The 23,439-nt window shown below is 70.1% G+C and carries 19 protein-coding genes and 3 pseudogenes; 8 read left to right on the forward strand and 14 right to left on the reverse strand.

The window, feature by feature from the left end; genetic code table 11:
• Both ACZ3TS_RS36440 and ACZ3TS_RS36445 read left to right on the forward strand, forming a co-directional pair.
• Positions 1-1,691: pseudogene (locus tag ACZ3TS_RS36440) on the forward strand (hypothetical protein); the annotation flags it as partial.
• Between the two features lie 30 nt (positions 1,692-1,721).
• The gene (locus ACZ3TS_RS36445; RefSeq protein ID WP_467626181.1) at positions 1,722-2,234 is read left to right on the forward strand and encodes a hypothetical protein; all 513 of its coding nucleotides are present in this window, start codon (positions 1,722-1,724) and stop codon (positions 2,232-2,234) included.
• 17 nt (positions 2,235-2,251) lie between these two features.
• Here the strand turns inward: ACZ3TS_RS36445 and ACZ3TS_RS36450 are convergent, their stop codons facing one another.
• Positions 2,252-2,674, reverse strand: a complete 423-nt coding sequence (locus ACZ3TS_RS36450; RefSeq protein WP_467626182.1) for a hypothetical protein — start codon at positions 2,672-2,674, stop codon at positions 2,252-2,254.
• A gap of 283 nt (positions 2,675-2,957) precedes the next feature.
• On the opposite strand from ACZ3TS_RS36450, the gene recD2 reads away from it, so the two are divergent.
• Entirely contained in the window at positions 2,958-5,234 is a 2,277-nt protein-coding gene (gene recD2 / locus ACZ3TS_RS36455) for an SF1B family DNA helicase RecD2 (RefSeq protein ID WP_467626184.1), read from the forward strand.
• 231 nt (positions 5,235-5,465) lie between these two features.
• A complete protein-coding gene (locus ACZ3TS_RS36460; RefSeq protein ID WP_467626185.1) occupies positions 5,466-6,755 on the forward strand; it encodes a citrate synthase in 1,290 nt (429 codons plus the stop codon).
• A 624-nt stretch (positions 6,756-7,379) separates the two neighbouring features.
• On the opposite strand, the gene ACZ3TS_RS36465 is transcribed toward ACZ3TS_RS36460, so the two are convergent.
• The 3 genes from ACZ3TS_RS36465 to ACZ3TS_RS36475 form a co-directional block, all read right to left on the reverse strand.
• Positions 7,380-9,641: a heavy metal translocating P-type ATPase gene (locus tag ACZ3TS_RS36465; protein ID WP_467626187.1), complete on the reverse strand. Its 2,262-nt coding sequence runs from the start codon at positions 9,639-9,641 to the stop codon at positions 7,380-7,382.
• A gap of 88 nt (positions 9,642-9,729) precedes the next feature.
• Entirely contained in the window at positions 9,730-9,969 is a 240-nt protein-coding gene (locus ACZ3TS_RS36470) for a heavy-metal-associated domain-containing protein (RefSeq protein ID WP_467626188.1), read from the reverse strand.
• Positions 9,970-10,121: 152 nt separating this feature from the next.
• The gene (locus tag ACZ3TS_RS36475; RefSeq protein ID WP_467626190.1) at positions 10,122-10,526 is read right to left on the reverse strand and encodes a hypothetical protein; all 405 of its coding nucleotides are present in this window, start codon (positions 10,524-10,526) and stop codon (positions 10,122-10,124) included.
• Between ACZ3TS_RS36475 and ACZ3TS_RS36480 the strand changes: the two are divergent.
• Positions 10,471-10,656, forward strand: a pseudogene (locus ACZ3TS_RS36480) (hypothetical protein); the annotation flags it as partial. The gene ACZ3TS_RS36475 and the pseudogene ACZ3TS_RS36480 sit on opposite strands and share 56 nt — an antisense overlap.
• 63 nt (positions 10,657-10,719) lie before the next feature.
• Entirely contained in the window at positions 10,720-11,763 is a 1,044-nt protein-coding gene (locus ACZ3TS_RS36485) for a zinc-dependent alcohol dehydrogenase family protein (RefSeq protein WP_467626191.1), read from the forward strand.
• An 85-nt stretch (positions 11,764-11,848) separates the two neighbouring features.
• On the opposite strand, the gene ACZ3TS_RS36490 is transcribed toward ACZ3TS_RS36485, so the two are convergent.
• The 4 genes from ACZ3TS_RS36490 to ACZ3TS_RS36505 form a co-directional block, all read right to left on the reverse strand.
• Positions 11,849-12,049: a helix-turn-helix transcriptional regulator gene (locus tag ACZ3TS_RS36490; RefSeq protein WP_467626192.1), complete on the reverse strand. Its 201-nt coding sequence runs from the start codon at positions 12,047-12,049 to the stop codon at positions 11,849-11,851.
• Between the two features lie 384 nt (positions 12,050-12,433).
• Positions 12,434-13,162: a chaplin gene (locus tag ACZ3TS_RS36495; RefSeq protein WP_467626193.1), complete on the reverse strand. Its 729-nt coding sequence runs from the start codon at positions 13,160-13,162 to the stop codon at positions 12,434-12,436.
• Positions 13,163-13,299: 137 nt separating this feature from the next.
• Positions 13,300-13,491 carry a chaplin gene (locus ACZ3TS_RS36500; RefSeq protein WP_467626227.1) on the reverse strand — a complete coding sequence of 64 codons (192 nt, stop codon included), beginning with the start codon at positions 13,489-13,491 and terminating at the stop codon, positions 13,300-13,302.
• Between the two features lie 347 nt (positions 13,492-13,838).
• A complete protein-coding gene (locus ACZ3TS_RS36505; protein WP_467626194.1) occupies positions 13,839-14,249 on the reverse strand; it encodes a rodlin in 411 nt (136 codons plus the stop codon).
• A 250-nt stretch (positions 14,250-14,499) separates the two neighbouring features.
• On the opposite strand from ACZ3TS_RS36505, the gene ACZ3TS_RS36510 reads away from it, so the two are divergent.
• The gene (locus ACZ3TS_RS36510) at positions 14,500-14,910 is read left to right on the forward strand and encodes a rodlin (RefSeq protein ID WP_467626196.1); all 411 of its coding nucleotides are present in this window, start codon (positions 14,500-14,502) and stop codon (positions 14,908-14,910) included.
• Positions 14,911-15,020: 110 nt separating this feature from the next.
• On the opposite strand, the pseudogene ACZ3TS_RS36515 reads toward ACZ3TS_RS36510, so the two are convergent.
• The 4 genes and pseudogenes from ACZ3TS_RS36515 to ACZ3TS_RS36530 all read right to left on the reverse strand — a co-directional run.
• Positions 15,021-15,329, reverse strand: a pseudogene (locus ACZ3TS_RS36515) (long-chain fatty acid--CoA ligase); the annotation flags it as partial.
• A 191-nt stretch (positions 15,330-15,520) separates the two neighbouring features.
• Entirely contained in the window at positions 15,521-17,032 is a 1,512-nt protein-coding gene (locus tag ACZ3TS_RS36520) for a vWA domain-containing protein (RefSeq protein WP_467626197.1), read from the reverse strand.
• A gap of 142 nt (positions 17,033-17,174) precedes the next feature.
• Positions 17,175-18,038: an ABC transporter permease gene (locus ACZ3TS_RS36525; protein WP_467626198.1), complete on the reverse strand. Its 864-nt coding sequence runs from the start codon at positions 18,036-18,038 to the stop codon at positions 17,175-17,177.
• The gene (locus tag ACZ3TS_RS36530; RefSeq protein WP_467626200.1) at positions 18,035-20,860 is read right to left on the reverse strand and encodes an alpha/beta fold hydrolase; all 2,826 of its coding nucleotides are present in this window, start codon (positions 20,858-20,860) and stop codon (positions 18,035-18,037) included. Before ACZ3TS_RS36530 ends, ACZ3TS_RS36525 begins: the two co-directional genes overlap by 4 nt.
• A gap of 115 nt (positions 20,861-20,975) precedes the next feature.
• Here ACZ3TS_RS36530 and ACZ3TS_RS36535 point away from each other — a divergent pair, with 115 nt between their 5' ends.
• Positions 20,976-21,422, forward strand: a complete 447-nt coding sequence (locus ACZ3TS_RS36535) for a GNAT family N-acetyltransferase (protein WP_467626201.1) — start codon at positions 20,976-20,978, stop codon at positions 21,420-21,422.
• On the opposite strand, the gene ACZ3TS_RS36540 is transcribed toward ACZ3TS_RS36535, so the two are convergent.
• Positions 21,419-22,699 carry a geranylgeranyl reductase family protein gene (locus ACZ3TS_RS36540; RefSeq protein ID WP_467626203.1) on the reverse strand — a complete coding sequence of 427 codons (1,281 nt, stop codon included), beginning with the start codon at positions 22,697-22,699 and terminating at the stop codon, positions 21,419-21,421. The two genes, ACZ3TS_RS36535 and ACZ3TS_RS36540, sit on opposite strands and share 4 nt — an antisense overlap.
• A complete protein-coding gene (locus ACZ3TS_RS36545) occupies positions 22,696-23,427 on the reverse strand; it encodes a demethylmenaquinone methyltransferase (protein WP_467626204.1) in 732 nt (243 codons plus the stop codon). Before ACZ3TS_RS36545 ends, ACZ3TS_RS36540 begins: the two co-directional genes overlap by 4 nt.
• Between the last annotated feature and the right edge of the window lie 12 nt (positions 23,428-23,439).

Raw genomic sequence — 23,439 nt, forward strand, 5'->3', positions numbered from 1 at the left:
TCAGCAAGGCCGCGGGTGCGGGGTTGTCGAAGATCGGGGACGTCACGGCGGCGCTGAAGGGCGTCGGCAACGTCGAGATCCCCAAGCTCCCGGACAACGCGATCACGCTGCCCGAGGGCGCCCTGAAGCTGCCGGACGGCACGGTGCACCTGCCGGAGGGCGCGGTCGTCCCCGAGGGCGCGGTCAAGCTCCCGGACGGCAACTTCCAGCTGCCGCATGACACGCCCGTGCTGCCGGAGGGCACGACGAAGCTCCCGACGGCGGAGGGTGCCCCGGCGCAGTATCTGGACCCGCAGGGCAACATCCTCGACCACCAGGGCAACGTCGTGCAGCACGCCGGCGACGCCCCGAAGGAACCGGGTGGCCCCGACCTGAACCCGACCGCGGGCTCGGACGTCCCGCACACACCCTCCCCGGTCAGGGAACCGGCGCTGGTGGGCGCGGGAGCCCATACTGCGGAGCACGCGGTCCACACGGTCCGTCTCGGCGACAGCCTCGGCAACGACCTCGGCGAAGTCGGGCGCACTGGAGACAACGCGGCTGTGCACGCGGGCGGCGAGAACGTCCCGACCGTGCACGCCGGGAGTGACAACATGCCGACGGTGCATGCCGGAGGGGAAGGCTTGCCGGGCGGGCACGTTGGCGACAATCTGCTGGCTGGTCGCATGGGCGACAACCTGCCCGGCGGTCACGCCGGCGACCGTCTTCCGGGCGGCTCCGCGGATCATCTTCCCGTGGGCCATGCACCGGACATCAAAGCGGCGGGTGAAGCCACCCCCACAGGCACCACGGACCATCTCCCCGGCGGCCGGACCGACGACCTCGATGCCAGTGGCCGGTCCACGGGGCGCGACCTGCCCGGAGGCGGTTCGACGACGGAGACCTTGCCGCGTCAGGAGAGAACTCCGACCCTCGGTGGCCTGGACGACGCCGGGCCGGCCGGTCACGAGCCGCTCGGCGAGGCGGGGCGAGCCGACGACCTCCCGGGCGAGCACGGTGACCACGGCGAACACGCGGGCCACGGCGATGGCGTCGGACACAACGACGAGCCTGGTCACGTCGGCGACACCGACTCGAATCCCGCGGGGGACTCGGCCGACGATCAACCGGACGCCGGGGACGGCCACGGCCACGACGACAACCCGTACGCCGGGCACGAGCCCGACTACTCCAGGCCTGCCCTGCTGCCGGCCGATGGTCCGCTCACTCTGAGGGACGTCCGTAATACGCACGACGTCCGCACGCGTTGGGAGCGCGGCGAGGAATTCCACCGTCAGATGTGGGGCGGGGGGCCCGAGCGCCACTACCCCGTGCCCACCAGTAACGATCCTCGGTATCCGGTGACTGCCACCGGCGGGCGCAAGGTTGACGTCCCGGTGGACATGCCCGACGGCCGCACTGTCGCCGTCGAGGTGAAGACGTACGGGCCATACCGCACGATCACTCTGAAGGACGGCACACACCAGACCATCAAGAATGAAGTCCCACTGAGCCCGCACATAAAGGAGCAGATACATAAGGACGTAGCTCTGCGCAGATTGAATCCCGGGTATGACCCCCGGTGGTCATTCACGCACGCAGGTCCGTCATCCGAACTCCGTGCCTACCTCGAGAAGGCGAAGATCGTATTCCTCGAATACGGCCCAACGCCCAAGAAGGACCAGTGGGATCTACCCACGAAGAGGAAGTAGACTCGTTCCGGGTCAACTGGAAGGCTGTGCATGATGCAGAACAAGACACCGGACGGTCCCGCCTCCGAGGTCGCCGAGTGGACGGAGGGGGCGCACCGCAATGCGGCCTCTCTCGCGTCCGTCCTCGGCGTGTCGCCGGAGCGGTACGCGGAGGACCCGTTGACCCTCCTGCCCGGCTTGCAGAGCTATGTGGACCGTCTCCCGCTTGGCGAGTTCGAGCAGTCCGACTGGATCACGCTCCACACAGACCTGACTTCATACCTGGGCGACCTGCTCGTGCGTCGTCACGGAGCGGTCTGGACGAAGGTCGACGACAAGAGTTCTCCGGCCGGCTACCGCTATTTTGTCGAGGCGACAGGATTGGACGAAAAGAAATACCGCGTCGAGCCGTATGACGTGGTGATGGAGGAATTCCAGAACCCTCCGATCGAGATCGGCCGAATGATCGCAAATGCGGAAGCTGTGCTGCGTTTGACCCCGGTGGTCGACGAGGAATCCCTCGGTGACGCTTCCCTGGAGGAGCTCATGGGGGACGAGCGCTGACCTTCTGGGCCGAGATCCTAGGAATTCGTCGGCTCCGTAGGTCGCAGCGTCATCCTGACCAGAGTCCCCGACCTGTTGACCAGTAGTTCGGGGACGTCGTCTTCGTAGAATCTGAGCTGTCCGATGACCCCTTCGGACCTCGCGTTGAAAGCCAGTCGCTCCGCGAGCGAATCCAGTTCGGGAAGAAGCTCGGCATGCACCTCTTGACGTGCTGTCAGAGACCAATGGTCGGCGCCGCGGACCAGTTCACCGGTCAGCACACCGCCGATGCGCGCTGCGGGACCGCGAGCCGACAGCAGGGGAACCAGGTCGGCCATCTCATCGACCGCACTGCTCCCGTTGTCCATGACACCAAGGTGCCAGCGTAGATCGTCGAGTACAGCACTCGGTGCGGAGGGCGCAAGGTCGAGAGCCAGGTCCACGGCAAACACGTCGCTCATGCCCCGAGCATAAGACGGGACAGGAAATCTATTCGAGGCGTTGACCCGGGTGTCGCAGGAGGCGGATGCATGAGGTGAGGCAGGACTGGCTGCTTCCGCTCGAAGCCTCAGCCTTCGCCGACTTCGTCATCATCCTGGCTGTTTGCCGAGGACGGATCGGTCATGCTCTCAGACCACGAGTGGGACCAGAACGGAAAGCCGACGACGGCAGCGTGGTCAATGGCAGGGACGACGAGGGCTGGACCGCTCCCACGCTGTCACACCCCGGCGGTAGCGTCGGATCATGACCCAGGAGGCGAGTCGGGCAGGGCAGGCGGGTGCCGCGGAGCGGCGCCTCGCCGTGCTGGAGGGTGTGCTCGAGCGGATCACGTACGCCAACGAGGACAACGGATACACGGTCGCCCGCGTCGACACCGGCCGCGGCGCCGGTGATCTGCTCACCGTCGTCGGTGCGCTCCTCGGTGCCCAGGTGGGGGAGTCGCTGAGGATGGAGGGGCGCTGGGGTTCCCATCCCCAGTACGGCAAGCAGTTCACCGTCGAGAACTACACGACCGTCCTCCCGGCCACCGTCCAGGGCATCCGCCGCTACCTCGGCTCGGGACTCGTCAAGGGCATCGGCCCCGTCTTCGCCGACCGCATCACCCAGCACTTCGGGCTGGACACGCTGAAGATCATCGAGGAGGAGCCCAAGCGGCTCATCGAGGTGCCCGGCCTCGGTCCCAAGCGGACCAAGAAGATCGCCGACGCCTGGGAGGAGCAGAAGGCGATCAAGGAGGTCATGCTCTTCCTGCAGACCGTCGAGGTCTCCACGTCCATCGCCGTGCGCATCTACAAGAAGTACGGCGACGCCTCCATCTCCGTCGTGAAGAACCAGCCCTACCGCCTCGCCGCCGACGTCTGGGGCATCGGGTTCCTCACCGCCGACCGGATCGCCCAGTCCGTCGGCATCCCGCACGACAGCCCGGAGCGCGTCAAGGCCGGACTGCAGTACGCCCTGTCGCAGTCCACCGACCAGGGCCACTGCTATCTCCCCGAGGAGCAGCTCATCGCGGACGCGGTCAAGCTCCTCCAGGTCGACACCGGACTCGTCATCGAGTGCCTGGCCGAGCTTGCGGCGCCCCCGGAGGACGACTCCGACCCCGGTGTCGTCCGGGAGAGGGTTCCGGGTGCGGACGGAGGCGAGCCCGTCACCGCCGTCTACCTCGTCCCCTTCCACCGCGCCGAGCTCTCCCTCTCCGCCCAGCTGCTGCGCCTCCTGCGCACGGACGAGGACCGGATGCCCGCCTTCCGGGACGTGACGTGGGACAAGGCGCTGGGCTGGCTCAAGGGGCGTACGGGAGCCGAGCTGGCGCCCGAGCAGGAGGAGGCCGTACGGCTGGCGCTGACCGAGAAGGTGGCGGTCCTGACCGGAGGTCCCGGCTGCGGCAAGTCCTTCACCGTACGGTCCATCGTCGAGCTCGCCCGGGCCAAGCGGGCCAAGGTCGTCCTCGCCGCACCCACCGGACGTGCGGCCAAGCGGCTCTCGGAGCTGACCGGAGCCGAGGCCTCCACCGTGCACCGGCTCCTTGAGCTGAAGCCCGGCGGTGACGCCGCGTATGACCGGGACCGCCCCCTCGACGCGGATCTGGTGGTGGTCGACGAGGCGTCCATGCTCGACCTGCTGCTCGCCAACAAGCTGGTGAAGGCCGTACCGCCGGGCGCCCACCTCCTCTTCGTCGGCGACGTCGACCAGCTGCCCAGCGTGGGCGCGGGAGAGGTCCTTCGGGACCTGCTGGCGGACGGCAGCCCGATCCCTGCCGTCCGCCTCGCCCGCGTCTTCCGCCAGGCCCAGCAGTCCGGCGTCGTCACCAACGCGCACCGCATCAACTCCGGGCAGCACCCGCTCACCGACGGTCTGAAGGACTTCTTCCTCTTCGTCGAGGACGACACCGAGGAGGCCGGCCGGCTCACCGTGGACGTCGCGGCGCGGCGGATCCCGGCCCGGTTCGGCCTCGATCCGCGCCGGGACGTGCAGGTCCTCGCGCCGATGCACCGGGGCCCGGCCGGCGCGGGCACCCTGAACGGGCTGCTCCAGCAGGCGGTCACCCCCGCCCGTCCCGACCTGCCCGAGAAGCGGTTCGGCGGCCGCGTCTTCCGCGTCGGCGACAAGGTCACCCAGATTCGCAACAATTACGAGAAAGGCAAGAACGGGGTCTTCAACGGCACCGTGGGCGTGGTCACCGCGCTCAACCAGGTCGACCAGCGCCTCACGGTGCTGACCGACGAGGACGAGGAGGTTCCGTACGAGTTCGACGAGCTGGACGAGCTGGCGCACGCGTACGCGGTGACCATCCACCGCTCGCAGGGCAGCGAGTATCCGGCGGTGGTGATCCCCGTCACCACCGGGGCCTGGATGATGCTCCAGCGGAACCTGCTCTACACGGCGGTCACCCGCGCCAAGAAGCTGGTCGTTCTCGTCGGTTCACGCAAGGCGATCGGACAGGCGGTCCGCACGGTGTCGGCCGGCCGACGCTGCACGGCCCTGGACTTCAGGCTCTCGCCGAGGCCCCTGGAGGACTGACCTCTCCCCTCCGGCCGACCATAGAAAAAAATGATCGATCAAATGAGTCGCGAAGGTCACAGAGCACTTCCGGAACCGGTCGAAGGGGGGCAGGATGAGCAAGTTGACGGCACTCAGTGCCGCCGATGAGCCCAATGGTCGACCCCGAGTGCACGCTCCTGCGCCAAATGGGGGATCGTAGAGACAGTCAGGGCACCTCGAAGATGAGGCACTACGTCGGTGAGGGAAGACGTGAGCGACAACTCTGTAGTACTGCGGTACGACGGCAGCGAGTACACCTACCCGGTGGTCGACAGCACCGTCGGTGACAAGGGCTTCGACATCGGGAAGCTCCGCGCCCAGACCGGTCTGGTCACCCTGGACAGCGGTTACGGGAACACTGCCGCCTATAAATCCGCCATCACCTACCTCGACGGCGAGCAGGGCATTCTCCGGTACCGCGGCTACCCGATCGAGCAGCTGGCCGAGCGCTCCACCTTCCTGGAGGTCGCGTACCTGCTGATCAACGGCGAGCTGCCGACCGTGGACGAGCTCTCCACCTTCAAGAACGACATCACGCAGCACACCCTGCTGCACGAGGATGTCAAGAACTTCTACAAGGGCTTCCCGCGCGACGCGCACCCGATGGCGATGCTGTCCTCGGTGGTCTCCGCCCTGTCCACCTTCTACCAGGACAGCCACAACCCCTTCGACGAGAAGCAGCGCAACCTCTCCACCATCCGCCTGCTCGCCAAGCTTCCGACGATCGCCGCGTACGCCTACAAGAAGTCGATCGGCCACCCCTTCGTCTACCCGCGCAACGACCTCGGGTACGTCGAGAACTTCCTGCGCATGACCTTCTCGGTCCCCGCGCAGGAGTACGAGCTCGACCCGGTGGTCGTCTCCGCGCTGGACAAGTTGCTGATCCTGCACGCGGACCACGAGCAGAACTGTTCGACCTCGACGGTCCGCCTGGTGGGCTCGTCGCAGGCCAACATGTTCGCCTCGATCTCGGCCGGCATCAATGCGCTGTGGGGCCCGCTGCACGGCGGCGCCAACCAGTCCGTGCTGGAGATGCTCGAGGGCATCCAGGCGGGCGGCGGCGACGTCGACTCCTTCATCGCCAAGGTGAAGAACAAGGAGGACGGCGTCCGTCTGATGGGCTTCGGCCACCGGGTCTACAAGAGCTTCGACCCGCGCGCCAAGATCATCAAGGCTGCCGCGCACGATGTCCTCTCCGCGCTCGGCAAGTCCGACGAGCTGCTGGACATCGCGCTCAAGCTGGAGGAGCACGCGCTCTCCGACGACTACTTCGTCTCGCGCAACCTCTACCCGAACGTCGACTTCTACACCGGCCTGATCTACCGCGCGATGGGCTTCCCGACCGAGATGTTCACGGTCCTGTTCGCCCTCGGCCGCCTGCCGGGCTGGATCGCCCAGTGGCACGAGATGATCAAGGAGCCGGGCTCCCGCATCGGCCGCCCACGCCAGATCTACACGGGCGTGGTCGAGCGCGACTTCGTTCCGGTCGAGGAGCGCTGAGCAGCTCTGCGTATGTGAGGGCGTACGTCGTTGTGGAGCGGCGTACGCCAACCGCGGCGCACTCGTCGCACAAAGAAGCGTAGAAGAGTCGTACGAAGAGCGTAGAAGAGTCGTACGAAGAGGCGTAGAAGAAGCGGAAGGCGCCCCGGCGACGGTCCCCCCACGGGCCGACGTCCGGGGCGCCTTCCCATGTCCCGGTGCGGATTCCCCCCACGGGATCCGGCCGGGCGTCTGCGGGACAGCGCCTGAATCGCTGCGAGCAAAACGAGCAGAACTCGGCGTACCACTGCGATGCGGTCTGCCGGGACGCGTACGGACGGGAGGGCCGCTCAAAGCTCCCCGGTGTACGTGCCCCGGCAACGCAGTTTCCTGGGAACGTCCCCCAAGACATCCCCAGATGTCAGTCACGCCCCCCAAGACGCTTCTGACATCGCCAACTTAGACTCACGAACCCTTCCGCTGGTTACGTTCACGCCATTGTGATCTGCGTCTCCTGCGTATGTCCTGAAGATACGCAAGAGCCCCGATACCGTGATCGAGGCCCTAGCGTAAGGATGATGCGCGAGCCTTGTGAAGAGCTTATGTGAGGCGCGCCTCGGACTCTAGAGGGACTGTTGCCCCGCGTCATGAGAACGTGCGGAGCCGAAGGCTGTTCGTGACCACGAACACCGACGAGAAGGCCATGGCCGCACCCGCGATCATCGGGTTCAGGAGCCCGGCGGCGGCCAGTGGAAGCGCCGCCACGTTGTACCCGAAGGCCCACACCAGGTTCCCCTTGATCGTGGTGAGCGTCCGCCGTGAAAGCCGGATCGCGTCCGCGGCCACCCGGAGATCCCCGCGCACCAGCGTCAGATCGCTCGCCTCGATCGCCGCGTCCGTCCCGGTGCCCATGGCCAGGCCAAGGTCGGCGGTGGCGAGCGCGGCCGCGTCGTTGACGCCGTCCCCCACCATGGCGACGGTCCGCCCCTCGGCCTGGAGCCGCCTGACCACGTCGACCTTGTCCTGGGGGAGCACCTCGGCGATCACGTCGCCCGCGTCGATCCCGACGGCGCGGGCCACCGCCTCGGCCACCGTCCGGTTGTCCCCGGTCAGCAGGACGGGCGTCAGCCCCAGCGCGCGCAGGTCCCTTACGGCCTCGGCGCTGGTCTCCTTGATCGCGTCGGCGACGGTGAGGACACCGAGTGCCACACCGTCCCGGCCGACCACGACGGCCGTACGCCCCTCCGTCTCGGCCTCGGTCTTCGCCCGGCCCAGGACGTCCGGGAGAGCGCCGGGGAACCGGCCCACCGTGACCTCGTGCCCCTCCACGCGCCCACGCACGCCCAGCCCGGGGACGTTCTCGAAGTGCTCCGGCACCGGAAGGTCACCGGCGCGCTCCTGGGCGCCTGCCGCGACCGCCCGGGCGATCGGGTGCTCGGAGGCATGCTCCAGGGCCCCTGCGAGCCGCAGGACGCCCTTCTCGTCGGCGTCCTCGACCGTGTAGACGTCCTGGAGTGCCATCCGGCCGGTGGTCACGGTTCCGGTCTTGTCCAGCACCACCGTGTCCACCCGGCGGGTCGACTCCAGCACCTCCGGGCCCTTGATGAGGATGCCGAGCTGGGCGCCGCGGCCGGTACCGACCATCAGGGCGGTCGGAGTGGCGAGGCCCAGCGCACACGGGCAGGCGATGATCAGCACCGCGACAGCCGCGGTGAAGGCGGCGACCGTGTCACCGGTGACGTCGAGCCACACCCCGAACGTGCCCAGGGCGATCAGCACCACCACGGGTACGAAGATCCCGGAGATGCGGTCGGCGAGGCGCTGCACCTCGGCCTTGCCGTTCTGCGCGTCCTCGACGAGCCGCCCCATCCGCGCGAGCTGCGTGTCCGCGCCGATCCGAGTGGCCTCGACCACCAGCCGGCCCCCGGCGTTCACGGTCGCACCGGTCACGGCGTCGCCCACGGTCACGTCGACCGGCACCGACTCTCCCGTCAGCATGGACGCGTCGACCGCCGAGACGCCCTCGACGACCGTGCCGTCCGTGGCGATCTTCTCGCCGGGCCGTACGAGGAACCGGTCCCCGACGGCCAGCCGCGCCACCGGGACGCGCACCTCACGGCCTTCCCGCAGGACCGCCACGTCCTTGGCGCCCAGTTCGAGCAGCGCCTTCAGGGCCGCGCCCGCGCGGCGTTTGGAGCGGGCCTCCAGATAGCGGCCCAGCAGGATGAACGCGACGACTCCGGCGGCCACTTCGAGATAGATGGTCGACGACCCGTCGGCGCGCGAGACGGTGAGGTCGAAGCCGTGGCGCATGCCGGGCATGCCTGCGTGTCCCCAGAACAGCGCCCACAGGGACCAGCCGAAGGCGGCGAGCGTGCCGACCGAGACGAGCGTGTCCATGGTGGCCGCGCCGTGCCGGGCGTTGGTGAACGCCGCCCTGTGGAAGGGCAGCCCGCCCCAGACGACGACGGGCGCGGCGAGCGTCAGCGAGAGCCACTGCCAGTTGTCGAACTGCAGGGCAGGGACCATCGCGAGCAGGACGACGGGCAGGGCGAGCAGAGCGGAGACGGTCAGACGCCGGCGGAGGGCGGCCGACTCCGGGTCCTCCTCGGCGGCCTCGGGCCCTGGGGCCCGCTCGGTCTGTTCGGGCTGAGGCGGCGGCGGTTCCTCGGCCGTGTAGCCGGTCTTCACCACCGTGGCGATCAGATCGGCGACCGCGATCCCGGCGGCGTACGAGATCTTCGCCTTCTCCGTCGCGAAGTTCACCGTGGCGGCGACGCCGTCCATGCGGTTGAGCTTCTTCTCGACCCGGGCCGCGCAGGAGGCACAGGTCATGCCGCCGATCGCGAGTTCCACCTCGGCGTGCGCTGCGCCCTCTGTCAGGGCTGGTGCTGCGGTGCTGGTCATGTCCGGACTCCAGACAAACGGACCGTGCCGCGCGGAGCCAGTATCAGCTGGTCGGCACGGCACGGTGCGGAGAGCAGATGCTGGCGGTTCAGGCCTTGCCGACGAGCTCGAAGCCGGCCTCGTCGACCGCGGCGCGCACGGCCGCGTCGTCGAGGGGTGCGGCGGAGACCACCGTGACCTCGCCGGTGGAGGCGACGGCGGTGACCGAGCCGACGCCGGCGATCCCGGAGATCTCGCCGGAGACTGAGCCTTCACAGTGCCCGCAGCTCATCCCGCTCACCTTGTAGACGGTCGTCACGGAACCCGGGGTGTCGGTCTGCGTGGTCATTTCTCACTCCTCAGGGAGGCACGTGTGGCTTACGGGAAACCACACTATACCCCTAGGGGGTATTCATCAAAGAGGCTTCCGGTGCGTCGGAAGACATTCTCCTTGGGGCTGTGGCCCCGCGGCGGAGGGCCACACCGCGCCGCGGGCGGGGTTCAGGCGGTGTGGTCGTCGTCGAGAAGCGGTTCGAGGTAGCGGTACATCGCGGCCTTGAGCTCGGCGATGTACGCCTCCCGCTCCGCTCCCTCGCGGGACATGATCAGGTCGAGGCCCCCCTTGAAGAGGGTGAGCAGCATGTTCGCGGTGCGGACGCGCTCGTCGGGCGGGGTGTTCGGCAGGTAGCCGGCGACCATCTCCTCGATGCGGGTGAGGGAGGCCTCGTGCACGGTGTTGTGCTCCTGGGCGATCGGTCCGGGGGTGTCGGGGCCGTGCAGCAGCACACCGCATACGCGACGGGCGACGGGTTCCCGGGCAGCCCCGGCGGCGGCCTGGAGGTGCTCGCCTGCGATGGGCGTCCGCAGTCTGGTCCCCGCGGTGATGCGGCTGACCGGCCGGGCCACCTGGTGGGCCCCGGCTCCGCTGCGGCGGTTCCACCGGCGGTTCGGACTGCGCGGGGAGGAGCCTGTGGCGGCCCCGTCGAGGAACAGGAGACGGATCGGTTCCGGGACAAGGCCGGGGGCGCGCGGCTAGCGTTCCGCCGGAGAGAAGATCCACGGAGCCGGGGAACGCGGACACGGCGAAGGGTGCGGTCGTATGCATGCGGTGGTGTTCGAGCGGTACGGGGAGCCGGCCGAGGTGCGCGAGGTGGCGGACCCGGAGCCTTCCGAGCACGGAGTCGTGGTGCGGGTCGAGGCGACGGGGCTGTGCCGCAGCGACTGGCACGGCTGGATGGGGCACGACCCGGACATCACCCTCCCGCACGTGCCCGGGCACGAACTGGCCGGTGTCGTCGAGGCTGTGGGTTCCCGGGTGACCGGCTGGCGGCCCGGCGACCGGGTCACGGTGCCCTTTGCCTGCGCCTGCGGCAGCTGTCCGTCCTGTGCGGCGGGCGACCAGCAGGTGTGCGAGCGGCAGGCGCAGCCGGGGTTCACGCACTGGGGGTCCTTCGCGCAGTACGTGGCGTTGGAGCACGCCGATGTGAATCTGGTGGCGGTGCCCGAGGAAATGTCGTTCCGGACGGCCGCGGCACTGGGCTGCCGGTTCGCCACGGCCTTCCGGGCGGTCGTCCAGCAGGGCCGGGTGACGGCGGGGCAGTGGGTCGCCGTGCACGGCTGCGGGGGCGTCGGCCTGTCGGCGGTGATGATCGCGGCGGCTTCGGGCGCGAGGGTCGTCGCCGTGGACGTATCGCCGCAAGCCCTGGATCTGGCACGGAAGTTCGGGGCGGCCGAATGCGTGGACGCGACGCGCACCGAGGACACGGCGGAGGCGGTCCGTGCCCTGACGGGCGGCGGCGCCCACGTCTCCCTCGACGCCCTCGGCTCCCCGGCGATCTGCGCCGCCTCGGTGAACGGCCTGCGCCGCCGCGGCCGCCACATCCAGGTGGGCCTGCTGCCGTCCACCACCGGCACGACCCCGGTCCCCATGTCCCGGGCGATCGCCCTGGAACTGGAGATCCTCGGCAGCCACGGCATGGCGGCCCACACCTACCCACCCATGCTGGAACTGGTCCGCTCCGGCGCCCTGCGCCCCGACCTCCTGGTCACGTCGACGATCCCGCTGGACGCCTCCCCGGAGGCGCTGGCAACGATGGGGACGGCCCCGGGCCAGGGGGTGACGGTGATCGAACCGTGGAGTTGAGACGGCCGTGGTGGACGGGGGCAACCCACAACGGCCGAGTGGCCCGTCCCCGGGCGGGGTGGGCCACTCGATGGGCAGGGGCGCCTCAGGTCTCTCCCCTGCCGCGGTTGCCGGGGCGTGAGGCCACCCAGTTCCGGACCGTGTCGGCGTACCAGTAGGGCTTTCCGGCCTCCACATGGTCGGGTGGCGGAAGCAGTCCGTGTTTACGGTAGGACCTCACGGTGTCCGGCTGCACCCGGATGTGCGCGGCGATCTCCTTGTACGACCAGAGGCGACGGTCGGTCATCAGCAGCACCTCCCCGCGCGCGCCGCGGCGGCGACCGGGGGAGGCCGTCGGGGGAGCCGAGCGCTGCGCTGGCGATCACAAAGCCTGTGCTTCCTCAACGACGCACCTCGTCCGGCGGACAGGCCCTGTGAACCGGGTGTGACAGAAGACCCGCGTACACGGGACATGTGTGACACGGAGGAGTTCTTTGTGACACGGGTGATGAATTCGGGGGCGGGAGCGGGGCGGGTGGCTCCGGTTGCCGTGGGCTCTCGGTGGCGTCCGCGCTGGACGGGCACGGCCGAGGGGCGGCACCCATCGGATGGGTGCCGCCCCTCGGCCGCGAACTGAAGAGGAGACGTGTGACACAGGTGCCGGGCGCGCGAGGCGCCCGGCACCGGCGCGCTAGCGGTGGGACGTGGCCCGTCCCCGCCGGTACAGGATGAGCCCACCGGCCAGCATCGCGACGCTGACCGCCGAGGCCGCGAGCAGACCCTCACTGCCGGTCTCGGCCAAGGCGGCGGGCGCCATGTGCGACGGCGTACTGGGCGAGCTGATCCCCGGCACGCCGATCCCCGGCACGCCGATCCCCGGCTCGCCGACCTCCGGCGTGTTCGGCTGATGCTGCGGGGAGCTGGGCTGTGCAGGATGGCCCCCCTGGCTGTTCCCCTGCCCTGTGCCCGGCGTGTGCGACACGCCGGGGCCGTTGTGGTCCGGGGTGGTGCCGGGGCCGTTGTGGTCCGGGGTCGTGCCGGAGCCGCTCGGGTTGTGGCCGGAGCCGCTCGGGTTGTGGCCGGGGCCGCTCGGGTTGTGGCCGGAGGTGGAACCGCTGTCGCGAGGCGTCTGCGCGGGGACAGTGGGCGCTGGTTGCACAGGGGACGCTTGCGCGCCGCGGCCGTTGGCACAGGAGTTGCCGAACGCGGGGTTCAACGCGGCTGCCACGTTGACCGTGTTGCCGCAGACGTTGACCGGGACGTTCACGGGGACCTGGACGGTGTTGCCGGACGCGACGCCCGGTGATCCGGCCGCGGTGCCGTCGGCGTGCGAGTCGGCGAACACCGGGCTGCCGCACAGGGACAGAACGCCCGTCGCGGCAGCCGCCGCGACCATTCCCCTGCTCAGGGTCTGTCGCAATCTACTTGTCTTCCTGCTGGTAGAAGTGGGAGAAGTCGGAAAGCCGGCCCTGGAGCAGTGAAGAGCAGTCCAAGGCCGGCCCTGACACAGCCGGACGGCTGGTGAGTGACGACATCAGCCGTGGCGGCTATGTGACGTCAGCTGTTCGCGCACGCGTTACCGAACGTCGGGTTCAGCAGCGCGACGATGTTGATGGTGTTGCCGCAGACGTTGACGGGCACGTGCACGGGAACCTGGATGACGTTCCCGGACAGGACGCCCGGAGAGTTGACCGCGGAACCGTCGGCGCCCGAGTCGGCCATGGCCGGGGCGGCCATTCCAAGGGTCATGATGGCGCCGGCGACAACGGCAGCGCTCTTCTTGTGCTTCACGTAGTTTCCCTTCCTGTGCGGTCGTGCCCCTGTGACGGCCGAAGCCGAGCGAGCACAACTTGAACAGCTCGCCGCACGACCTGCACTCTGTGAAACGAGGAATAGGCGACCGAAGCAACTCCCGGACCTCATGTGCCGCCTAATTCACCCGAACGCCGCCGCTGAATTCATACGGAAAGCGGACAGGGGCATTGGTGCGGTCCGCGCGAGCGGAAGCAGTCGTCGACCACGCCGGAAAAGCCTCCGGGAGGCGGCCCGTCTGGGCCGCCCGCTCGGCTCCGGGCGGCCGGCTGCTGCCTGCAGGCTCAGCTGTTGTTCGTGCCGTTGCCGGACAGCACCGGGATGTCGTTCACGAGGTGTGACAGCGGCTCGTCGCCCTTGGTCTGGGTCGAGTTCTCGGTGCACTGCTGGTTCTGCGGAGCCGACAGGACCGGGACGTCCTGGGCGGCGACCGGCACGAGTCCGACGAGCGAGCCGGCGTTCGCCTTCGCCGGCAGACCGACGCAGAGCCTGTTGAGCGAACCCTGGACGAGGGAGAGTTGGGGGCTCAGGTTGCCCGCGGTCGCCTGGTTGCCGAACGACTCCGAGACAGTGTTCGAGTTGGTGGACGTGGTGCCACCGTCGTCACCGAGGGCAAGCGCCTGCGGGGCGGCCGCTGCCGAGACACCGACGACGGAAGCCGCGACCGCCGCCACGGCCATTGCCTTCTTGAACATTTCCCGATCCTTTCCTGGCGGAGACATGTGCTCCTGCCGCTGCCACCAACCCGATCCCCTCGGATTGGTTTCGGCTATTCACCCGGTCGGGCCGTTCGACGGAGGCCAATTCGGGCAATCCGCGGGTGGAGTACGGCCCTGTTCCACTCCTTCGCATGGACCATCGGAGTGAATGGGAGCAACCAAGGGATCGCCTGGCAGTTGTCCAGAGCGCTCCGGTGGACGGGGTTTCTCCAGAAGGGATCAGCAAGTGATGAAGAAGGTCATGGCTGCCGCGGTAGTCGCCGCTTCCGTTGTCGGCGCCTCGGCGGCGGTCGCACCCCAGGCGCTGGCCATCAGCGACGACGGTGGCACGACGTCCACCAACGGCAACACCAGCTCGCAGCAGTACGGCAACTCGGCCACGTACGGCGCGATGAGCCCGCAGATGGCGCTCATCCAGGGCTCGCTGAACAAGCCGTGTGTCGGTCTGCCGGCGAAGGTCAACGCCGGTTCGCTCGTCGGCGTCATCCCGGTCGCGGTCCAGGACGTCCCGGTCCTGTCGGCTCCGCAGAACCAGCAGTGCACCGAGAACTCGACCCAGGCCAAGGGCGACGAGCCGCTGTCACACATCCTGGACGACATCCCGGTCCTGTCGGGCAACGGCACCGGCAACAGCTGAGTCCAGCGCACCAGGAGCGGCCCGCCGAGCGGTTCGGCGGGCCGCTCCTTTGGTTGCGCGGGCCTGTCCGCATGCGCTCGTCCGGCCTCAATCGCCGTACAGCGCCTCGATCTCCCGCCGGGTTCGAGACCCGCTGCGATCAGCCCCTTGGCGGTGGCGGTCACCTCGGCGGCGAAGGCGGCCGCGGTCACCGGCCGCCAGTCGGCGCCCTCCTGACGGCGCAGCACCACCGCCTCGGGTGCCTCCGCCGCGTTGGTGAAGGGCAGGTCGGCGGTACTGCCCGTGGCGAGGCGCGGCGCCAACGGGGCGGTGCGCACCTTGCGGACCGACCCGGTCTCGTCCCCGATCAGCTCGACCTCGGTGCGGACCGCCAGGTCGCCGCGCCGCCGTGCCCGTTTCAGATCCCTGCGTACGCCCATGACGGCTCCGGTCGCGGCTCGCGTGCGGACATTGCGTACTTACTTGGAGGTCAACTTACTCGCGAGTTAATGAATTGCAATGGTGCGGACAGAGATGGTGCGGACAGAGACGGTCGGACAGGGCGGTGGGGAGAAGGGGGGGCGGACCGGGGTTGGCGCGAGGGCGCGGTGTGGGGGCGCGGCGTGGTGGGTCAGTCCGTGCGCCGCAGTTCGGAAGCGTCCTGGATCGCCTCGGCGAGGCCGCGTAGGTCCGCGTCCTGCCTGCGCGCCGCCAGTTCGTCGGCGCGGCCCGCGAGTGGCGTGAGGCCCGGCTCGCCGGGGAGCGGGGTTCGGTGTGTGTCACCCCGGCGCAGATGGTCCGCGAAGTATGCGGCCGTCGCGGTGACCTGGAGGCCGTACGAGGAGTGCCACAGGTCGTCGCCGAGGGAGCCGGTCTCCAGTTGCCCCGACTCCTCGTGCGGGGCCCGGGTGTCGGGGTCCAGCCAGCGGACGCTCGCCGTGGCGAGGTGGCCGGAGGCGTCGGGCCGGGTGCGGACCGCGTAGAGCGCGGTGACCGTGTGGCCGGGACCGACCTCGCCGCCGTCCACCCGGTCGTCGCGGAAGTCCTCGTCGGCCACACGCCGGTCGTCGTAGCCCACGAGGCGGAACTCCGCCACGGTCCGCGGGTCGAAGGCGACCTGCGCCTTCGCGTCCCGGGCCGTCAGCTCGACGTTCTGCGGGAGCTGCTCGCTGAAGACCGCGCGCGCGTCCTCCTCGGTGGAGACGTAGGTCGTGTGGCCGTCACCCCGGTCGGCGAGGCGTTCCATCAGCGCGTCGCCGTACTCGCTGCCCACACCGACTCCGAAGAGGGTGATGCCGTGCTCGCGGCGCGCGTTCGCGATGCGCTCCAGGATGGTGTCGGCGTCGGTGTCCCCGGTGTTGGCGAGCCCGTCGGAGAGCAGCACGACCCGATTGGTGGCGCCCGGGCGCAGGCCCGCGACGGCGGTGGCGTATCCGGTGCGGACACCGGCGCCGAGGTTGGTGGAGTCTGTCGGCTGCAGCTCGTCGATCGCGTCGTGGACGTCAGCGCGGTGGCCATGGCTCCCGAGGCGGGTCATCGGCAGGACCGTCCTGGCCTCGTCGCTGAAGGCGACGATCGCGATCGAGTCGTCGTCGCGCAGCCGGTCGGTCAGTACATCGAGGGAGTCCTTGACCAGGTCGAGGCGGCCGGGCTCGCCCATGGAACCGGAGACGTCGACGACGAACGTCAGTGCGGCGGGCGGGCGTTCGCCCTCCGACTGTGCGGCACGGGTGGCGAGGCCGACCCGGACCAGTGACCAGCCGTCCTGGCCGGTGCGGGCGCCGTCGACGGTGACGGTGAAGCCGTTGCCGCTCGGGCGCTCGTAGTCCTGGCGGAAGCTGTTGACGAACTCCTCAGGGCGTATCGTCGCCGGGTCCGGCAGCCGGCCCTCGGCGAGGGTGCGGCGTGCGTAACCGTACGAGGCGGTGTCCACGTCCAGCGCGAACGTGGAGAGGTGGTTCGTACTCTCCCTGCTGTCGCTCCGCCCCGAGCTGTACGTCGGAGCGGGGAACGGGGCGGAGCCGTTCGACTTGCTCGCCCCGTCCGAGGCGTCGCCTGAGCAGCCGGTGAGCAGCAGGCCGCCCGCGATCGTGAGCGCGAGCAACGTGCCGCGCGGTGGTCGTCGTGTCCGGTACTCCCGCATGGGTGCCCCTCCTCCGTTGACGTCGACGTCTGTGACTGTGACGGCGGAAGGGGCCCGGATGTGCGGCACGGGGCGTTGCGGATGGATCTCGAACCGGCCACGGCGGGCGGCCTCCGAGACCGGTGGGAGATCCTCCGTTGACCTAGGAGACGACGTCCTTGCGCGCGAAACCGCGGAAGGCCAGGGCGAACAGCACGAGTGCGTACGTTATGGAAACCGCCGTGCCCTGGATCATGCCGGACCACTCCGGGCGGGGCTGCACGGCGTCGGCCCAGGCGAACTGCCAGTGCGCGGGCAGGAAGTCGCGCCAGTGTCCGAGGGCGGTGACCGCGTCGAGCACGTTCCCCACGATGGTGAGGCCGACCGCCCCGCCGACCGCGCCCAGGGGCGCGTCCGTCCTGGTCGACAGCCAGAACGCGAGCCCGGCGGTGACCAGCTGCGACACAAAGATGTACGCCACGACGACGACGAGCCGCCCGGCCGCCGTGCCCGGGGCGAGGGAGCCACCGGTCGGTATGTCCAGAGGTCCCCAGCCGTAGGCCGCCGTGCCCACCGCGAGGGCGACGACCGGCAGCAGCACCATGGCCGCGAGGCTCAGGCCGAGGCCGACCGCGAGCTTGGACCACAGCAGCCGGGCGCGCGGGACGGGCGCCGCGAGCAGATAGCGCAGTGAGGACCAGCTCGCCTCGGAGGCGACCGTGTCACCGCAGAACAGGGCGACCGGGACGACCAGCAGGAACCCGGCGGAGACGAAGAGGTTGACCGCGGCGAAGTTGGCGCCCGACGCGGTCGCCGTGTCCATCAGTGTGACCTGGCCGTTGCGGGCGCCCGGTTCTCCGCCGATGGCGAAGGCGACGACCAGTACGAACGGCAGTACGGCAAGGATCGCGCCCATGACGAGCGTACGGCGCCGCTTCAGCTGCCGGACGAGCTCGACGCGCAGCGGCAACGTCCGCCGCGCCCGGTACCCGTCGGCCGTTTCCACCCGCTCGACGAGCGCACTCATGCGGAACCTCCGATCAGGGTGAGGAAGGCGTCTTCGAGACGCCGGTGGGGACCGAGAGAGGCCACCGGAACTTCGAGCCGGACGAGCTCGACGAGGAGCCGGGCGGCAGCAGTGGCACCGGAGGCCACCCGCTCGCCGGAGCCCTCGGTGGAGTCGATCGGCACGGCGGAGGCGATGGGTTCCGCGGTGCCCACGGTGGACACGAGTGCCCCTGCCGGGACGCCGCCGGGCGTGACCGGCTCCGCCGAGGTGACCGGCTCGGCGGGGAGCCCCGTGGGCGTGACCGGCTCCGCGACCGGTGCCAGGCGCACCAGCAGTCCGCCCTCCGTCCGTACCGCCGACGACACCTCGGGCAGCGCGGCCACCTTCTCCACCAGCGGGTCGGGGACGTCGGCCGCCAGGCCCACGAGCAGGGTGTCGCCGGAGCCCACGATCTCGTCCACGGGACCGGCCTGCACCAGGCGCCCGCGGTCCATGACCACCAGGTGGGTGCAGGACTGTTCGACCTCCGCCAGCAGGTGGCTGGAGACGATCACCGTGCGGCCCGCCGCCGCGTACCGGATCATGACCTCGCGCATCTCCCGGATCTGTGGCGGATCCAGGCCGTTGGTCGGTTCGTCGAGGATCAGCAGGTCCGGCAGGCCGAGCATCGCCTGGGCGATGGCGAGACGCTGACGCATGCCCTGGGAGTACGTGCGCACCGCACGCGCCAGCGCGTCGCCCAACCCGGCGATCTCCAGCGCCTCGTCCAGATGCGCGTCCTCGGGCGGCCGACCCGTGGCCCGCCAGTACAGCTCCAGGTTCTCCCGGCCGGACAGGTGCGGCAGGAAGCCCGCACCCTCCACGAAGGCCCCGACCCGGGACAGTACCGGGGCGCCCGGGCGGATCGCATGGCCGAAGACCCGGATCTCGCCGCCGTCCGGCTTGATCAGACCCATGAGCATGCGGAGCGTCGTCGTCTTGCCCGCGCCGTTCGGCCCGAGCAGGCCCAGGACCTGGCCCCTCTCCACGCGGAAGGAGAGGTCCCGCACCGCGTACCGGTCCGCCGACCTCGCGTACCGCTTGCTCAAGTCCGTGATCTGCAGCGGCACATCGGCCAGTGCGGGATCGGGCGCAGGTGCCGTCGTACGGCGGCGGCCCGTCAGCAGCAGGGCCAGGGCGATCAGCGCCCCGGCCGGCGGGAGCCACCACACCCAGGCGGGGAGCGGGGCCGCCGCGGTCGTCACGCCCGGTGCCGTCGGCACCTCGAGACCGCCCTTCAGGGAGGCCGTGTACGTGGCTGGCGCCGCCGGGGACGCGTAGCCGAGGTCGGTGGAGGAAAGGACCAGCCGCAGGCGGTGTCCCTTCTGCACCTCGTGGTCGATGGCGGGCAGGGTCAGCGTGACGTCCTTGCCGGTCTTGGCGCCGGTCACCCGGACGGGGGTGACCAGCTGCGAGGGCAGCACCGGCTGGGTGCCGCCCGGGCCGACGTCGTACACCTTTCCGAAGAGCACGGCGTCGTCGCTCGTCGACGTCAGATGGACGGTCACCGTGGGCGAACCGGTGATCCACAGGTCGTCGCGCACGGGCCGTGAGTCGAACTGCGCGTACTGCCCGGGGAAGTCGAGTGACACCCCGATACCCAGCGACGACAGCTGGGACAGGCCCCCCGAGCCGCCGAGGCCGGGGAGCGCGGAGATCGCGGGCGGGCTCGCACCGGCCGGGTTCACGAAGCTCTGCTGCCGGCCGCTGAGCGCGACCGTCCGCCGCCCGCTCTCCAGACCGGGATACGTGTCCCCGCTGGCGCCGCGCAACAGGGCCGCGCCGTCTGTGGAGTCGATGCCGCCGACGCGGGTGATCCGGAAGGCGGGCCCGGTGTCGACGCCCGTCTCGTCCTTCAGGTAGCGGTCGAACCACGCCGTGACGCGCCCCTGGACGCGGCTCGTCTCCAAGTCCCCGCCGTCGTGCCCGCCCGCGATCCAGTCGACGTCCACAGGCGCGCCGTTGGCCTTGATCGCCCTCGCCGCGGCGTCCGCCTGGCCGAGCGGGAACAGCGAGTCGGACTGGCCCTGCACAAGGAGCGTCGGCACCTTGATGTCCTTGCCGACGGCGGACGGGGACCGCGCCTCAAGCAGGGCGCGCGCCTGCGCGTCGGGCCTCCCGGACTCGGCGACCCGGTCGTACATCCGGCACAGCTCGGTGGTGAATTGGTCGCAGCCCCCGCCGGAGTTCATGAAGACGCCCGCCCACAGCTTCTTGAACACGCCGTCCGGGAACAGGGCGTCGGCCAGATTCCAGTACGTCATCGCCGGGGCGATCGCGTCCACCCGGTGGTCGTATCCGGCGGCCAGCAGCGAGATCGCCCCGCCGTACGAGGCGCCCGCGACGCCCACACGCGGGTCGCCGGGCTTGTCGAGCTCGACCTCGGGCCGCTTCGCCAGCCAGTCGATCAGCCTGGCGACGTCGGCGACCTCGCCCTTGGGGTCGTTGAGCCCGATCTTCCCCGTGGACCTTCCGAAGCCGCGCGCCGACCAGGTCAGCACCGCGTACCCGTCACGCGCGAGCTTCTCGGCCTGGTCCTCGACGTCCTGCTTGCTGCCGCCGAAGCCGTGCGCGAGCAGGACGGCCGGGCGGCGGCCACCGGACCCGGAGGTGAAGTACGACGTGTCGATCCGCACCCCGCCGCCCATGTCCATGACTCTGTCGGTGCGGTGCACGGCGGGCGCGTCGTCCGCGGCGACGGCCGTCCACGTCCCGACACCGGCCAGCACGAGGAGGACCGCAGCCACGGCGGCCACGGCCCCTCGGCGCAGCCGTCGGACTGCGGGCAGTCGAAGATCCATGTGTCAACGGTAAAGGCCGCCACCGACAACCGGAGCACCCGCGGGGCTGAACCCCGGCCCCTCCCACGGTCGTACGGACCTGATGCCGCGTACCGCAGCCGTGGTACGAAGACCCATGGAGATTCGCCGTGCCACGACCGTCGCCGAGGTGGCCGCCGCCGAGCACCTCTTCGACCATGCCGTCCGGCCCGAGTGGGCCGAGCGGTTTCTGACCGCCGCCGGACACCATCTCTTCCTGGCCTACGCGGACGGCGAGCCCTCACCCGTCGGCTTCGTCAGCGGCGTCGAGACGATCCACCCCGACAAGGGCACGGAGATGTTCCTGTACGAACTCGCGGTCGCGGAGCCCTACCGGCGCCGGGGGATCGGGCGGGCGCTCGTCCGGCGGCTCGCCGCGCTCGGCAGTGAACTCGGCTGTTACGGCATGTGGGTGCTCATCGACACCGGCAACGACATCGCCCTCGCCGCCTATCGCAGCGCGGAGGGCGAGGACGACGGCACGTGCTCGGTGGTCACGTGGGACTTCACCGGATCAGGCACCGGTGATCCGCACGGCGGCTAGCGCACGGTGAGTTTCCGGTCGCGAGGGATGACGCGGACCATGGAGTTGACCAGATGGTCCACGGCGTCCGCCGCGGGCTTGTCGGAGAGATTCGACAGCAGCCGCACCATGGCCCCCATGACGCGCGGGGACTTCACCGCGTTCTGGGTGACCAGGGTGGTGAACAGCGGGCGGGCCATGAGTGAGGAGAAGACCCGTCCCAGACGGTAGTAGCGGCCCAGGCGGGTGGCGACCTCCTCGCGGTAGCCGCTGAGGACCCGGTCGCGGGAGGATCCCGGGGGACGGCTGACGGCCTGGGCCACGATGTCGGCGGCGAGTTCCGCCGATTCCATGGCGTACGCGATGCCTTCACCGTTGCACGGGTTGACCATGCCGCCCGCGTCGCCGATCAGCAGGAGACCGCGGTGGTAGTGGGGCAGGCGGTTGAATCCCATGGGCAGTGCGGCGCCGCGCAGAGGGCCGTCGGCGTTCGTCTCGTCGCGCAGTCCCCACTCCTGTGGAGTCCGGTCGAGCCACGGGCCGAGCATCTTGCGGACGTCGGTGGCGCCGGTGCGCGAGTCGTTGAGTACGCCGAGGCCCACGTTGACCCGGCCGTCGCCCATGGGGAAGATCCAGCTGTAGCCGGGGAGGACATGACCATCGGGGCGGCGCAGGTCCAGCCAGGACTCGAGGTAGGGGTCCTCGTGCTTCACGGGACTGCGGTAGTAGCGGCGCAGTGCGGTGCCCACGGGGCGGCTCGCCAACCGGGTGACGCCCATGGCCAGGCCGAGCCGTCCGGCGACGCCGTCCGCTGCGATCACCACGGGCGCGGTGAACGTCACGGGCCGGCGCTCCGGGCCCTCGGCGACGACACCGGTGATCCGGCCGCTCGCCTGGAGGGGCGCGGTGACCTTGGTCTCGGTGTGCAGCACGGCACCAGCGGCGACCGCTCGCTCGGCGAGGATCCGGTCGAAGTCGTGCCGGGTGCGGGTGAGGCCGTAACCGGGGAAGGAGCCGCTTTCGGGCCAGTCGACTTCGAGCACCACCCCGCGGGAGACGAAGCGCAGTCCCCGGTTGCGGCTCCATCCCGGCGCGGAGGTGTCGACGCCCATCCGCACGAGGTGCCGTACGGCACGCGGGGTCAACCCGTCCCCGCAGACCTTCTCCCGGGGGAAGGCCGCCTTGTCCACCACGACCACGTGCACACCCTGCCGGGCCAGGTGGTACGCGGCCGTCGATCCGGCCGGACCGGCCCCCACGACGAGCACCTGTGAGTCGATCCGCTCCGAAACCCTCACGCCTGGGGCTCCCTCTGCCCGATTCCGGACGCGGCTGCTGTCGGCGGGACGGTCGCGCGGTGCAGCGCGACGATTCCTCCGGTGAGGTTGCGCCAGGCGACGTGCGCCCAGCCGGCCTCCCTGATCATCGCGGCGAGCGCGGGCTGGTCGGGCCAGGCACGGATGCTGTCGGACAGGTAGGCGTAGGCGGCCGGATTGCTGGAGACGCGGCGGGCGATGCGCGGAAGGCCGCCCATGAGGTACCGCAGGTACAGGGTGCGGAGGGGCGGGCTGACGGGGTGGCTGAACTCACAGACGACAAGGCGCCCGCCGGGCCGGGTGACGCGTGCCATCTCCCGGAGGGCGGCCCCGGGGTCGACCACATTGCGCAGGCCGAACATGATCGTCACCGCGTCGAAGCTGTGCGCCTCGAAAGGCAGCGCCAGTGCGTCCCCGACACGGATGTCCACGGATCTGCCGCCTGACTGGGAGACCATGCCCGGTGACCGGTCGATGCCGATGACAGTGGCCCCGGACCGGGCGAGTTCCTCGGTGGACACTCCGGTACCGCAGGCGACGTCGAGGCATCTCTCGCCCGTCTTCAGCGCCAGCGCGGCCCGGGTACGGGCGCGCCACATCCTGTCGCGGCCGCCGGAGAGCAGCGTGTTGGTCCGGTCGTAGTGTCTTGCCGCCTCGTCGAACATGCGGGTGACGTCATCCGGATTCTTGGCAAGAGTCGCACGGCTCACCGACCGCTCCTC

The sequence above is a fragment of the Streptomyces sp. NPDC022910 genome, from assembly GCF_055561075.1.